Origin of the sequence: Solwaraspora sp. WMMD791 (assembly GCF_029581195.1) — a bacterium.
In the GTDB taxonomy this organism is placed as follows: domain Bacteria; phylum Actinomycetota; class Actinomycetes; order Mycobacteriales; family Micromonosporaceae; genus Micromonospora_E.
Window position 1 is genome coordinate 4,570,384 of the sequence record NZ_CP120737.1, and the last position, 12,569, is coordinate 4,582,952.

At 69.7% G+C, this 12,569-nt stretch carries 19 protein-coding genes; 15 read left to right on the plus strand and 4 right to left on the minus strand.

Annotation, left to right across the window (positions count from 1 at the left end; genetic code table 11):
* The first annotated feature begins 178 nt into the window (after positions 1-178).
* The 13 genes from O7623_RS20215 to O7623_RS20275 all read left to right on the plus strand — a co-directional run bounded on the left by O7623_RS20215 (position 179) and on the right by O7623_RS20275 (position 8,577).
* Positions 179-637 carry a hypothetical protein gene (locus O7623_RS20215; RefSeq protein ID WP_282224580.1) on the plus strand — a complete coding sequence of 153 codons (459 nt, stop codon included), beginning with the start codon at positions 179-181 and terminating at the stop codon, positions 635-637.
* On the plus strand, positions 637-1,878 hold the full coding sequence (locus O7623_RS20220; protein ID WP_282224581.1) for a hypothetical protein: 1,242 nt from the start codon (positions 637-639) through the stop codon (positions 1,876-1,878). The genes O7623_RS20215 and O7623_RS20220 overlap by 1 nt, the downstream gene beginning before the upstream one ends.
* A 16-nt stretch (positions 1,879-1,894) precedes the next feature.
* Positions 1,895-2,509: a hypothetical protein gene (locus tag O7623_RS20225; RefSeq protein ID WP_282224582.1), complete on the plus strand. Its 615-nt coding sequence runs from the start codon at positions 1,895-1,897 to the stop codon at positions 2,507-2,509.
* Between the two features lie 36 nt (positions 2,510-2,545).
* Positions 2,546-3,079 (plus strand): hypothetical protein, encoded by a 534-nt coding sequence (locus tag O7623_RS20230; protein WP_282224583.1) that lies wholly within the window; start codon positions 2,546-2,548, stop codon positions 3,077-3,079.
* Entirely contained in the window at positions 3,076-3,909 is an 834-nt protein-coding gene (locus tag O7623_RS20235; RefSeq protein ID WP_282224584.1) for a hypothetical protein, read from the plus strand. Before O7623_RS20230 ends, O7623_RS20235 begins: the two co-directional genes overlap by 4 nt.
* Before the next feature lie 229 nt (positions 3,910-4,138).
* Positions 4,139-4,558 carry an HPF/RaiA family ribosome-associated protein gene (locus O7623_RS20240; protein WP_282224585.1) on the plus strand — a complete coding sequence of 140 codons (420 nt, stop codon included), beginning with the start codon at positions 4,139-4,141 and terminating at the stop codon, positions 4,556-4,558.
* A 93-nt stretch (positions 4,559-4,651) separates the two neighbouring features.
* Positions 4,652-5,056: a hypothetical protein gene (locus O7623_RS20245; protein WP_282224586.1), complete on the plus strand. Its 405-nt coding sequence runs from the start codon at positions 4,652-4,654 to the stop codon at positions 5,054-5,056.
* A 29-nt stretch (positions 5,057-5,085) separates the two neighbouring features.
* Positions 5,086-5,595 (plus strand): VOC family protein, encoded by a 510-nt coding sequence (locus tag O7623_RS20250; protein ID WP_282224587.1) that lies wholly within the window; start codon positions 5,086-5,088, stop codon positions 5,593-5,595.
* A gap of 343 nt (positions 5,596-5,938) precedes the next feature.
* Positions 5,939-6,946: a hypothetical protein gene (locus O7623_RS20255; protein ID WP_348775097.1), complete on the plus strand. Its 1,008-nt coding sequence runs from the start codon at positions 5,939-5,941 to the stop codon at positions 6,944-6,946.
* A 152-nt stretch (positions 6,947-7,098) separates the two neighbouring features.
* Positions 7,099-7,341, plus strand: coding sequence for a hypothetical protein (locus tag O7623_RS20260; RefSeq protein WP_282224589.1), 243 nt, complete (start codon positions 7,099-7,101; stop codon positions 7,339-7,341).
* Positions 7,342-7,531: 190 nt separating this feature from the next.
* Complete coding sequence (locus O7623_RS20265) at positions 7,532-7,675, plus strand: hypothetical protein (protein ID WP_282224590.1); 144 nt, start codon at positions 7,532-7,534, stop codon at positions 7,673-7,675.
* Positions 7,676-7,782: 107 nt separating this feature from the next.
* Positions 7,783-8,061, plus strand: coding sequence for a hypothetical protein (locus O7623_RS20270; protein WP_282224591.1), 279 nt, complete (start codon positions 7,783-7,785; stop codon positions 8,059-8,061).
* A 126-nt stretch (positions 8,062-8,187) separates the two neighbouring features.
* Positions 8,188-8,577 carry a hypothetical protein gene (locus O7623_RS20275; protein WP_282224592.1) on the plus strand — a complete coding sequence of 130 codons (390 nt, stop codon included), beginning with the start codon at positions 8,188-8,190 and terminating at the stop codon, positions 8,575-8,577.
* A 71-nt stretch (positions 8,578-8,648) separates the two neighbouring features.
* Here the strand turns inward: O7623_RS20275 and O7623_RS20280 are convergent, their stop codons facing one another.
* Complete coding sequence (locus O7623_RS20280; RefSeq protein ID WP_282224593.1) at positions 8,649-9,041, minus strand: MerR family transcriptional regulator; 393 nt, start codon at positions 9,039-9,041, stop codon at positions 8,649-8,651.
* 59 nt (positions 9,042-9,100) lie between these two features.
* Here O7623_RS20280 and O7623_RS20285 point away from each other — a divergent pair, with 59 nt between their 5' ends.
* On the plus strand, positions 9,101-9,892 hold the full coding sequence (locus O7623_RS20285; protein ID WP_282224594.1) for an SDR family NAD(P)-dependent oxidoreductase: 792 nt from the start codon (positions 9,101-9,103) through the stop codon (positions 9,890-9,892).
* Between the two features lie 82 nt (positions 9,893-9,974).
* On the opposite strand, the gene O7623_RS20290 is transcribed toward O7623_RS20285, so the two are convergent.
* Positions 9,975-10,283 (minus strand): hypothetical protein, encoded by a 309-nt coding sequence (locus O7623_RS20290; protein ID WP_282224595.1) that lies wholly within the window; start codon positions 10,281-10,283, stop codon positions 9,975-9,977.
* Here O7623_RS20290 and O7623_RS20295 point away from each other — a divergent pair.
* Entirely contained in the window at positions 10,267-10,971 is a 705-nt protein-coding gene (locus tag O7623_RS20295) for a DUF234 domain-containing protein (RefSeq protein ID WP_282224596.1), read from the plus strand. The genes O7623_RS20290 and O7623_RS20295 overlap by 17 nt on opposite strands.
* Here O7623_RS20295 and O7623_RS20300 read toward each other — a convergent pair whose 3' ends face one another.
* Positions 10,972-11,631 carry a GNAT family N-acetyltransferase gene (locus O7623_RS20300; protein ID WP_282224597.1) on the minus strand — a complete coding sequence of 220 codons (660 nt, stop codon included), beginning with the start codon at positions 11,629-11,631 and terminating at the stop codon, positions 10,972-10,974.
* A 136-nt stretch (positions 11,632-11,767) separates the two neighbouring features.
* A complete protein-coding gene (locus tag O7623_RS20305) occupies positions 11,768-12,568 on the minus strand; it encodes an endonuclease/exonuclease/phosphatase family protein (RefSeq protein WP_282224598.1) in 801 nt (266 codons plus the stop codon).
* Between the last annotated feature and the right edge of the window lies 1 nt (position 12,569).

Genomic DNA, 12,569 nt, shown 5'->3' on the forward strand with positions numbered 1-12,569 from the left:
CCCGACGGGGGACAGGTGGGTCTGGTCCGCTGTCGGTACGTCGACCGATCAGCCCACCGGACTTAGCGTCCTATCGGCATTTGCCGACCTGTTTTCCAGAACCAATTGGTCCGTTCGTGGACACCACGTGTGACGTGGATCACTTGTCGGTCGAGTGGTCTTGCGGGGGCGGGATACGGTGACGTTCCAGCAACCGAGGAAACGTACCGCGACGCACGCCAACCGCTCGGTGGGGAAACTCGATAAAATGAAGAAAAGAAAAATATCGTACGCGCTGGCGTCATTTGCCATTGCTGTTCCGATCGCCGGCTGCGGCATCATCGGAGCAGGTGGCGCCAACAGTGAGGCCGAGCGGGACGAGTTCCTGCAGGCGCTGACCGATGGCGGGTACGCCGGGCTCGGTGAGCCGGTCGACGTGGACGGCCAATGGAAGGTCCAGGCCGACTTGGCGTTCGCCAGGTGCTACCTGTGGCTCGAATGGGACGGCGACGACTTCTACGTTTCGCACGCCACCGGAAATGGTGCACCGGTCACTCCGGAAGGGCGCGAGGACGTACCGAATCCCGAACCGACGACCGCCCTGGATCTGGTCAACGAAAGCCCGTCCGGGCAGGACAGTGGCGGCCGGGTCTGCTGATGGGAGACCCGACGCGATCCTTCGGCCTGACGCGATCCTTCGGCCTGACGCGATCCACCGGCCCGACGCCATCCACCCGGGCGGCGGCCCTCCTCGCCGCCGGCACGCTGCTCCTGGTCACCGGCTGCGGCGGCGACCGGGCCGACGAGGCGGCCCCGGCCACCGCCGCGGCCGAAGCGTCGGACGCGGCGAACCCGTCGGCATCGGCCGCCGCGAGCCCGTCCGCCGACCCGGAGCCGGTGTCGTTCACCGAGGGCGGCGGGGCTGCGGCCCGCGACACCGTCGCACCCGGCGCGATCGTGGTGCAGACCCTCACCGATGAGGAACTCGTCCTCTACAGCGTCGGCGACGACGGCACGGTGACCGAGAACTGGCGCTTCACCCCCAAGGTGTACGCCGACAACCCGGTCCAGGACGTGGCGAGCAGCCAGCTCCGACGGGAGGACTTCACCCCGGACTACCGGCAGCTGGTCGTGATCCGCAAGGAAGCGGCCGAGCCGATCGGCTTCACCACCCGGGTGGGGCTGCTCGCCATCGACGGCACCTTCACCGATCTGTCCGGATACGGCGCGACCGACCCGGACAAGGCGGTCCAGTCCCACCCCGCCGTGCACCACGCCACCGCTCGGCTCTGGTACTGGCAGTATCAGGACCGGCAACGGCGGCTCATGTCGGTGGGCCTCGACGGGCAGGACCGCCGGCACGAGGCAGCGACCCAGGAGAAGCTGCCCAGGACCGTCGTCGGCCAACCGTTCTACTTCCCGCACTCCGCCGTCGCGGTGCCGACGTACGACGACGGCAAGGTGATGGTCGTCGACGACACCGGTACGGTCGCCGCCAAGTACGTCCTGGCCGGTGCCGGCGCCCACATCGGTGACCCGTACCAGATCGCCGACGCGCCCCGCTTCGCCTCGCCCGGTTACAGGCTGGTCAGCTGGGTCGACGAGCAGACGCTGCTGGCGTACGCCCAGGACCAGGTCTACGCCCTGACGATCGCCGGGTCGGCGTTGACCGAGCAGGCGTTGATCACCGACTCCGACGGGCCTCGGCGGCCGGCGATCCGGCAGGCCGCGTTGAGCCCCGACGCGACCCAGGTGCTGCTGGCCAGCGGCGTGGTCGACGACCTCGACGTGACCCAGTTCAGCCTGCTGCCGATCGACGGCGGCGAGGCGGCACCCCTCGCCCAGGTGGCCCCCGGGGCCGGCCGGGTCGGCGACCAGATCGTCGGGTGGGAGTCGTGACCGACGGGGTACCGCGGTGAACCCGCGCGGCTACTTCATCCGGCTCGGTCCGTCCCGCTGGTGGTACGTGGTCGGGCTGGGACTGTGGGTGGCGGGCTTCGTCGGCCTGTTCGGGTACGGCTACACCCTGCAGTCGCAGCGCGACGCCGCCGCTGAGACGTTGTACCGTGCCGCCCTCGCCGAACCGGTCGTCGTGCAGGTCACCGAGGCCGGCGGGTACGGCGTCTGGCTGGAGACCACCGTCGGCGGTGAGCGTCCGGAGTCCGTGCGGCGGCTGCTCGACTCGGCGCAGGTCCGGCTGGTCGACGTCCGGGTGACCGGACCCGACGGCGATCCGGTGCCGGTCGGGCCGACCTTCGGCAACGACCATCGGGTGACCACCGCGTCGGCGCAACTGCAGGGCTGGGGCATCGGGGAGATGACCCTCACCCCCGGCGAGTACCAGATCACGCTCGCCGACGCTGAGGCGTACACCGGTCCCGGTGTCGCCGGGCTGGCGGTCGGTCCGCTGCCGACGGCCGCCGACGGCCGGGTCTTCGCCGGCGGCCTGCTCACCTCGGTGGCCGGCCTGCTGGTGTGCCTGATGACGGTGGTGCTGCGCCAACGCGCCACCCGCCGCGCAAGCATGTGACGACACGACGCCCTGACCGAACGGAGGTGGGACCCGGTGGATCCGGACAAGCCGCTGCAGTCACTGAGTGAATCCGAGCTGAGCAGCGCCCGGTGGGGCGGGGTGAGCGGCGCCGAGCAGGAGACCCACCGGCGCGAGCTGGAACGCCAGCTGCGGGAACGGGAGGCCAACCCTGACCCCGTCCCCGTGCGGCGACCGGGCCGGGGACCGGCCGCCGGTGTCGGCACCGGCTGGCTGTGGAACCTGCTGCTGCTGGTGCTGCCGGTGGTCGTTCTGGGTGCCGTGCTGTCCGGGCTGACCCGGGGTACGGCCTGGCTGGCCACGGAGTCGGTGCTGGCACCGCTGTTTCCCGCGCCGGGCGACAGCCCGGCCCGGTACCTGCTGTCGCTGGTGACGTTGCTGGTCCTGGTGCCGGGCAGCCTGGCGGTGCTCGCCGCCCGGCTGCAGCCGACCGCGCTGCGGTTGCCCGCCCGGCTGATCCTGATGCCGGCGGCCCTGCTGCTGGTGCCGGTGGTCTGCTACGTCACCGAGCTCACCGCCACCGCCGACCTGATGAGGTTGCCGTCGTGACCGTACTGCTGCAGTTGGTCTCCCGGTTCGGGCCGTCGCTGCGCGGCCTGCTCACCGCCGGGCTGGCCGCCGCCGGTGGGCTGTTGCTGCTGCTCGGCTCGGTGCTGCCGTGGGTCGGCGGTCCCGACGCCGACGCGGTGACGTACGGTGCCGCCGCGACCGGGACCGGGTCGGCGCTCGGCTCGCGCGCGGGTCTGGCCGGCGGGGACGCGTTCGTGACCCTGCTGGCCGGTGTCGTCGCCGTGGCAGTCGCCGCCTGGTACGCACTGGGTCGGGCCCGGCGCTGGCAACAGGTGACCCTGGCCGGTGCCGGGCTCCTGGCGCTCAGCTGGGCGATGCTGAACCAGGCGGAGATCGGTGACGTGGCCGGCCCAGACGGGGCCACATTGGACATCAGCCCGGGCGTCGGGGTGTACGTCGCGATCCTCGCCGCGGTGCTGGTGATCGGTGCCGCCGTCGCCGCACCCCGCGACGTCGAGCACGATCTGCGGGTGCTGGGCCAGCGGGCGGAGCAGCTGGTCCGCCGAGGGCTGGGGTTCGAGGCGGTCGAGAAGCAGCAGCAGCTGCTGCGCCGCGCCCGGCGTCGGCCGGGCTGGGACGATCCCCGGTTGACGTTCGAGGCGTTGTACCTGGCCCGGCTCTATCTGATCGTTGGGCACGTCGACCGGGGCGTCCAGCTGGTGCACGAGGTGATGGCCCAGGCGCCGCAGCGGTTCGGCGACGACCACGAAGGGTTGGAAATGGCCAGGGCCGAGGCCGGCGGCATCGTCGCGGACGCCAACGCCCAGCTCGCGGCCGTCCGACAACAGCTAGGCATGCCGTACGGCTGACCGCGCCGCGCCGCGACCGACCGACCGGCGTGGCAGGTGGCCGTACGGCTGACGACGCGAAACGCCGGCCCAGGGTTTCCGACCGTCACCGGGCCGGGTATGGGGCTGACCCATGCCGAACCACGACGGGCGCAGGCACACCGCCGGTCCCGTCCGGACGAAAGGTCACCGTCATGCCGAACCACCCTCCATCCCGCGTCAGCGCCGACACCCGGCCGGCGGTGCGCCGATGAGCGCCCCGACCGAGCCGGCGACCGTCGACGCGTGCCTGCGCCTGGGCGCGGGCTTCGGCCAGCGTGACCGCGCATGGATCGTGACCGAGTTCTCCGCCATCGACAGCCGGCTGACGACGTTCCCGGCTGACAGCACCGAGCTGGAGCTGTCGGTGAAGGACCGCGAGTCGCGCGGGCAGAAGGTCACCCTGGAGTGCTGGATCGCTGGCTGGCCGAAGATCGTCACCACGTCGACGGAGGAGGATCTCCGGGCGGCACTGCACGACGTACGCGACGATCTGCGCCGGCGGCTCAACGACACGAAGACCCGGCAGGAACCGCGCAACAACCGGCACCTGCGGGACACCGGCCCGGATCCGCAGGACGCCGGCCCGGAGCTGAGCGACCCGGCCGCCGCGGTGGATCGGACCGACTGATCCGACCGGACCGACTGATCCGACCGGGCTGACCCGTCCGACCGGGCTGACCGGGGCGGCGGGCGGCTGGACACCGGTGGCAGACTGCGCATCGTGATCTCGATTGCAGAGCTGGTGCGGCGGTCCGGGGACGACGACGCCCTGCCGCTGGTGACCATCGGGGAATTCTTCGACGGCAACGACGAGGAGGGGGCGATCGCCCCCAACCAGTGGGAGTACGGCCGTCCGCCGCTGGCGGAGTTGGCCGAACGGTTCCGGGAGATCGAGCAGCGCGACGACGTGGCATGGGTGCGGGTGCAACTGCATCCGGAGACGCTCGAGACCGACGAGGTGCTGGGCGAGGCGGTCGCCATCTGCACCTCCGCTGACGAGGCGACCTGCGAGTCGTGGCTGGACGGACTGGAAGCCAGTGGCATCATCGACGGGTTGGTCGACGAGTACGTCGACGTCCCGCCGGTGCCGGACGGCATGACGATCTGGTCGGTGACCTGGGACTGAGCAACCGCTGACAGAAGGAGGGCCGCGGCGTGCGGCAGCAGGTGCACTTCATCACGGTGGCCACTGCCGATCTCGCTGCGGCCCGTCGCTTCTACCGCGACGGTCTGGGTTGGCGGCCGACGCTCGACGTACCAGGGGAGATCATCTTCTTTCAGATCGGTCCCGGCATGATCCTCGGTTTCTTCGAGGCGACGGCGTTCGGCCGCGACATGGACCCGATGGTGCCGGCCGGCGCGGGGGACGTCCCGGCCGCGTCGTCTCCGACGATCGATGCCCCGTCTGCGACCACCGATGTTCCGGTGACGCCAGCCGGCTTCACTTTGGCGTACAACGTCGCCTCGCCGGCCGAGGTCGACCAGGTGTTGACCGAGGCGGTGGCGGCCGGAGCGACGATCCGCAAGCCCGGTCAACGGGCCGCGTTCGGCGGCTACCACGGGCACTTCGCCGACCCGAACGGCACGGTCTGGGAGGTCGCGTACAACCCGGGCTGGCAGGTCGCGGCGGACGGCACGGTCACCCTCGGCCCAGTCGACGCGTAGTCGGCTGGTCCGGCCTCGGGTGCCGCGACTCGGGCGTCGGGCATCGACGGACTAAACCGGTACGACGTAGGCGCAGGGCGCGCAACTCGCCGCCATCCATCATGTTTCACGTGATTCGCATTACCGATTCGGCTTTTATCATGTCGAGGTTCTGACTTCTTCAAGTCAGCGCGATTCGAATGTGGGCAACGAGTGGTGATCGACAATTGTGTAGTCGCTGGTGAAAGCGGTTCTCCCTGAATGTGTCCATGATCCGTCAAGGTTTTCGGCATTGCGATCAATGGAGGCAGATAAATATGCTGCGGAAGGCCCAGACGGGGCACCAAGGACAAGGGAGGTCCTGTTGAAATCGACCCTGCGTTGGTCCGCATTGGCCGGACTGTCGCTCACACTCGTTCTGACCGGCGCACCCGCCGCTCAGGCGAAGCCCACGCCGATCGACGTGAACGGCAACACATCCACCGTCGCCCGTACCCTCGACGGCCGGGCGATCACCAACGCGAAGATCGCAAAGGAGGTCAGTGAATTCTGGACCGAGGAGCGGATGGCGTCCGCAGTCGACCTGACCTTCGCCGGATCGGCCAAGGGTGCCGGATCGACGATCGCCGACGCCAAGCCCAACGGGCCGGAGGGCGCGGTGGCACCGCTCGCTCCGAGCCTCGGCAGCCGCGGTGACGTCGGACTGATGCTCAACGAGTCGCTGGCCGTCGGCAAGGTCTACTTCACCACCCCCACCGGCGGCACCGCCTCCTGCTCGGCCAGCACGGTCGCCAGCGGAAAGCGCCGGCTGGTCATGACCGCCGGGCACTGCGTGCACCAGGGCCCCGGCGGCCAGTGGTACAGCAACTGGCAGTTCGTGCCGCGCTACCGCAACGGGTCACGGCCGTACGGCACGTTCGTGGCCTCCAGCCTCAACACCCGTACCGCCTGGATCAACAGCGGTAGCTACGCCGAGGACATGGGCATCGCCATCATGAACAACGGCGGCATCTACGGCGCCAAGGTCGTCGACACCGTCGGTGGCCACGGGCTGCGCTGGAACTACGGCTACAGCGTCTCGGTCACCGCTCTCGGATACCCGTCCAACCTGGGCGGCGGCGAGAGCCAGTACTACTGCCAGGGCACCACATGGAGCGCCGGCGGGCAGCAGATCCGGATGTACTGCAACATGACGTACGGTTCCAGCGGCGGACCCTGGCTGCAGGAATACAACGACACGACCGGCTACGGGTACATCAACAGCGTGGTCAGCCACGGTGACAACCCGGGCAACGGTCAATTCGACGGCCCGTACTTCGACAACGACATCAAGAGCCTGTACGACTTCGCCGAAGGCATCTCTCCGGCGTAACCCCGACACCACCGTCCTGAAACCGCCCATGGGAGCCCTGGCCGACTGGTCAGGGCTCCTCCTGCGGCGTATTCGGCTAATTGGGATCTCTCGCTACGGTCATCGGCGGAAACAGCGACGCCGGACTGCCGGTCGCCGTTCCCGGTGCTGTGTTGACCCTGCTCAGCGACCTCTACTTCGGGCCGCTTCCGAACGACGTCGTCACAGACACGGCCGTCGCGGTACCGACCGTCCTCGGCGGCCAGGGGCGCATCCCGATCGGCCCCGGCGACGCGGTCCGGATGGAAGGCGACCGCATCGTGGTGGGGCGCCGGGACACCCGGAAGGTGCCTGCCTGGCCGGTGATGGCCCATCGGGGCGACTGGGAGAGCATGACCAGGACGCTGCGATCCTGATCGCCACGCCGGGCAGGCGGCAGAACGAGGGCAGAGCGAACCCTCCGCGCGGATTCCGAATCGTCGAGGTGACGCTGAGATACCTCATGCGTCCGTTTTAGGGTGCGTAGGCGTCACCTCGACGGGGGCACGGGCGGATGAGGACGTCGTAGGTGGGGGAGTTGTCCCAGTTGGGGGGAGCTGGGCGACGGTGCGCCAACCCCAGGAGGCGTACGCGGCTGATGGCGAGCACCGGGCTGACCCGGCACAGCGTCGACGTCGCCTGCGCTACTACGCCGACCACCGGTCCGAGATCGACGAATGGATCGCCGCCACCGAGGACGATGCCGCATGACTACGCCGCTCCACCCGTCCGCTACAGGCGGCTGAGCAGTACCAATGGGTAGTACTCCGAGGTCGACTCGATTTGACGAGCAGGTCTTGGCCCAGCTCGATCGATACGTGCGTGAACACCGTGGCTCGTCGATCTCATCGGTTGCCAACATGTTCATCGACGAGTCGCTGCGCGCTCACGAGCATCCGGGCATCGTCTTCCGGCCAGGCCCGACCGGGCGGCGGGCCGGGCTGGCGGCGGGACCGGATGTCTGGGAGGTCATCGCCGTACTGCATGCCATCAAGGCCGAATCCCCCGACCTGGCTGGCGACGAACTCACCCAGATGCTGTCGGCCAAAGACCTTCCCCCGCCGGACGGCATGGTCTGGCTCGGCGCGGTCGGGTGAGCGGCCAAGCGGTGGTGACGTTGGCTGCGCCGAGGTCGGGGGAACTCCCAAGGGCTTCTTGACCGTACAACTACTTAGTCATTAAGTTAGATGTACGTCGATAGTTGCTCTCAAGGTAGGTGAACCGTGAAGTGGAAGTCCATCGCTCTCGCCGCAGCCCTGGCAGGCCTGCTGGCCATCGCCCCCACCGGCCCGGCGGCAGCCTCTCAGGCCAGCAACGGGTACTGGTCGCCCGGGAACTGCCCGCAAGGCCTGCTCTGCGTCTGGGCCGGTACGACGCACCCGCCGGAGGGTCCTACCGAGACTCCGTCGCTGACGACCAACACCGAGTGGTCCGGTAAGGTCCCGGCGTTCCTGTTCTACAACCGCACCTCCCGTAACGCCGAGATCACCTGGTCGTACGACTACCTCGGCACGACGTACACCGGCAAGAGGTGCGCGTACGCCAATGACAGCGGGGACCTGTACGTGACCATCCACATCACGAAGGTGACTTGGCAACCCACCACCTGCTGACGCGACACCGTCGCTGATCTGCGGCCCGGCGTCCCGCGAGTCCACGTTCAGGTGAGGTGTGACGGACTGGATCACGATGCGATCGGGACCTCCGAATCCCGCCGAGTCATGGCGGCCGGAGCGGCGGCGCCGGAGAGGTAGCTTTCCAACATCTGGCGCCGCTGCGCGATCAGTTGTTCCTGGTGGGCCAGCCGGTCACGGACCTGCCGGACCCGGTCGATCAGCCCGGCGCAGTCGCCCGTCGGCTGCTCGCTGCCCACGCAGGGGATGATCTCCCGGATCACCTCCGACGGTAGCCCGGCGCGGTAGAGGTCCTGGATGAAGGCGACCCGGGGCACCGCCTGCTCGTCGTACTCCCGATATCCGTTGCCGAGCCGCGCGGCGGGCAGCAGACCCTGCTCCTCGTAGTAGCGCAGTGCCCGGGTGCTCACGCCGGTGACCTTGGCGAGTTCGCCGATGCGCATGCGACATCTCCCATCCGAGCTTGACATTCACGTCAGCGTCAAAGTTTACCGTCGTCCGCATGAGCGGAAACAAGACCACCGCGCTGGTCACAGGCGCCGGCGCCGGGATCGGGGCGGCGATCGCCGCCCGGCTGGCCGGGGAAGGCATGAACCTGGTCCTGGTCGCGCGTGACCAGGAGCGGTTGGACGACACGGCACGGCAGATACGGGCCTCGCACGGCGTCGACGTGCGCACCGTATCGATGGACCTGTCGCTGCCGGGCGCGCCGGGCGACCTCGCCGGACGGCTCGGAGAAGCCGGAGTCACGATCGACGTGCTGGTCAACAACGCCGGTATCGCCCTGCCGGGACCGGTCGCGGGCACCGATCCCGGCAGGATCCGTACGCTGGTCGACCTGAACGCGGGAGCGGTCGCGGAGATCACCGCGTTGTTCCTGCCCGGCATGCTCGCCCGCAAAAGTGGCGCGATCGTGAACATCGCCAGCACCGCCGCGTACTCCCCCGCGCCCAACAACGCGGCGTACGCGGCCTCGAAGGCCTTCGTGCTCTCCTTCACCCAGGCGCTGTGGGCCGAGACGCGGGGAAGTGGGGTACGGGTGGTGGCAGTGAGTCCGGGGGCGACAGAGACGCCGATGAACCCCGGCCACTTCCGTGGAAAGCGACGGCCCGAACAGGTGGCCGACACCGTCATGGCCGCGTTGGCCGGCCGGTCGGCGGCCGTGGTCGACGGCTGGCTCTACACCACCCAGACCTTCCTCTTCCAGCGCGTCCTGCCCACCCGGACGACCTCCCGCATCACCGGTGCGTACTTCGCCAAGGCGGCCGAGCGCAGCCGGTTACGAGGGACGTGACCGGCTGTCCAGTTGGTCACCGGCGCACGCTCCGCTTGAGCTAACACCGATGTTACTGACATCGATGTTACTGACATGGGAGTTAGCGGACGACCGGCCCGGCCGCTGCCTGCTCATCCGAGGGCGGCGGCGGGTCGGCAAGTCCCGACTGGTCGAGCGGTTCGTCGACGACGCGCAGGTGCCGTACCTCTACTTCACCGCCGCCGCCAACCCGTCGGACTGGGACGCCGCGTTCCGGCTGCTGGCAGCGGCCCTGCCCGACGACACCCCCAGCGTCGTCGTCCTCGACGAAGTGCCCTGTCTGATGGATCCCGAGCAGCAGTTCGAAGGCATCCTGCAGCGGGCCTGGGACCGGCTGCCGTCGGCGCAAGCCGGTGCTGGGCGTCCTCATCGGCTCCGACCTGGCGATGATGGAGGCGCTCAACGACTACCGTCGGCCGTTCCACCAGCGTGGCCGCGAGATGGTGCTCGGCCCGCTCCACCCGGCCGACCTCGCCACCATGCTCGACCTGCCACCCGCCGACGCGATCGACGCCGCCCTGATCACCGGTGAACTACCACTGTCCACCCGCCCGTCGAAGGACCGCCGCTACCGGATCGTCGACCCGTACCTGCGCTTCTGGCTGCGGTTCCTCGCCCCCGCGATGCCGGAGATCGAACGCGACCGGGGTGACCTGACCCTGACTCGCATCCGGACGAGCTTTCCGAGCTGGCGGGGCCGGGCCGTCGAGCCACTGATCCGCGACGCGCTCGCCCGGCTGCTGCCCGACGACTCGCTACCGGCGGCACCCGCCATCGGGGCGTACTGGACCAGATCGAACGACGTCGAGATCGACATCGTCGGTGCCGACCGGACACCGGTCGCCCGCGAGCTGTACTTCGTCGGCTCGATCAAATTGCACGACCAGGCACAGTTCGGCGGGCACGACCTGTCCGCGCTGTTCCGGCACCGGGCAGCGATGACCAACGAACCGGTGCCGGCCGTCGCCGTCTCCCGCAGCGGCGCGTCCTGCCGCGGCCTCGACGCGCTCTACCAGCCCGCTGACCTGCTAACCGCCTGGCAACCGGCCGGCGGCTGATCAGTCGTCGGCATCGAGGCGCTGACGGTACGCCTGAAGCTGGTCACCGTCACGGGTGCGCCAGCACGGTCCGAGCTCCCAGCCGAGCCGTTCGTAGAAGCCCGTCGCTCCGGCCGACCCGACCGGGGTGACCAGCTCGGCCTCCGCCGCGCCGGCGCACCGGGCATCCTCGACGAACCGGCGGACGAGTTCCGCACCGATTCCGCTGCCCCGCCACTGTGGCTGCACCGCCACCGCGACCATCACCGCGACCTGCGGATTGTCGGCCGGCCCGGTTGCTGGGGCCGGCTGGCCGGACCGGCGTTGCGCGATCTGGCGGGCCCAGGGAACAGCCCGGGAGGACAGCTGGCGGGCCAGCCCGGGGCGGCGGACCAACGCACCAGCGCCGGCTGCCGACAGTGCGGCCAGCGCCCGCCGATCGGCGAACAGCGCCGCCATGTGGGCGGCCTGGTCGGTGGTGCCCAGCAGGAATCCGACAACGTCATCGTGGGGTGTCGTCGGGTCGGTGACCACGTAGCCGACGCCGTGCCGGGAGTCGAGGTAGGTGCGGTGCCAGCGGCGGACGAACCCCGTTCCGAGTGACGGGAAGAGACCGACCGGCAGGAACTCCACATGCGTACGGGCCGTGGCCGGCAGGTCGGCGTACCCGGCCGGCCGCACGACGGCTCCGCTGCGGCCCGACCTCGTCACCTCGGCGCGGGATCGCGACAGGGTATTGGAGGTGCCTACCATGACCGATGGTTACCCGCCGTCAGGGCGGTCATACCGGGACGGGAACGGCCCGCTTCCGACGAGGTCAGACCCGCAGGTCGAGGAGCAGGGCGCGGTGGTCGGAAACTTCCGGCTGACGCACGATTTCGAAGCGTTCGACGACGGCGACGTCGGAGACGAGCAGATAGCTCGCGTGCCGGACCGGCTTCGGATAATGCGACGTACGGGTGTCGGCCGTGCCGACCAGGTCAGTCAGCCCGATATCGCGCAGTACGTCGAACGTCGCGCTGTCGGGCAGCAGGTTGAAGTCCCCGCACACGACCACCAGATCGTCCGGGTCGCGTACCCGCTGGACCAGCTCGGCCAGCCTTACCGCCTGGGCCCGGCGCGCCGGGGTGTCCACCTTGCCGGCCGGGTCACGCAGGCCGTGCACCTGCACCACCCAGACCCGCCGGCCGTCGGCGCGGCCGACTGTGCCGACGGCGAGCGCCACTCGTGGACGGTCGGCGACCGTCCACTCGGCGTGCTCGACGAACGCCCCGTGCACGAAGGCGGAGTCGACACCGACGACGGGCAGCCGCTCGGCGACCACCGTCGCGACGCCGAAGTCCTGCCGATGGCGGGCACCCGTCCCGTCGGTCACCGGTCCGGTGTCACTGGTGAGGAAGAACGCCTGGTGCCGGGGCAGTACGGCGCGAACGTCGTCGAACAGGTTTGCGCGCTGCGGCAGGTCTCGTTCACCGTCGCTGAAGCGGGTCCAGCCGGTCAGGCCCGGCGTCCGGGTCACCTCCTGCAGGCAGACGACGTCGGCCGCGCAGTCGGACAGCCAGGGCAGCAACTCCTCGGCCTGCGCCCCACCCCACGCGTTCACACTCACGATCCGCATC

Coding starts and splice junctions, on each gene's coding strand:
- O7623_RS20220 (WP_282224581.1), top strand. CDS start 637: ATGGGAGACCCGACGCGATCCTTCGGCCTGACGCGATCCTTCGGCCTG.
- O7623_RS20240 (WP_282224585.1), top strand. CDS start 4,139: ATGAGCGCCCCGACCGAGCCGGCGACCGTCGACGCGTGCCTGCGCCTG.
- O7623_RS20280 (WP_282224593.1), bottom strand. CDS start 9,041: ATGCGCATCGGCGAACTCGCCAAGGTCACCGGCGTGAGCACCCGGGCA.
- O7623_RS20285 (WP_282224594.1), top strand. CDS start 9,101: ATGAGCGGAAACAAGACCACCGCGCTGGTCACAGGCGCCGGCGCCGGG.
- O7623_RS20290 (WP_282224595.1), bottom strand. CDS start 10,283: ATGAGGACGCCCAGCACCGGCTTGCGCCGACGGCAGCCGGTCCCAGGC.
- O7623_RS20305 (WP_282224598.1), bottom strand. CDS start 12,568: ATGCGGATCGTGAGTGTGAACGCGTGGGGTGGGGCGCAGGCCGAGGAG.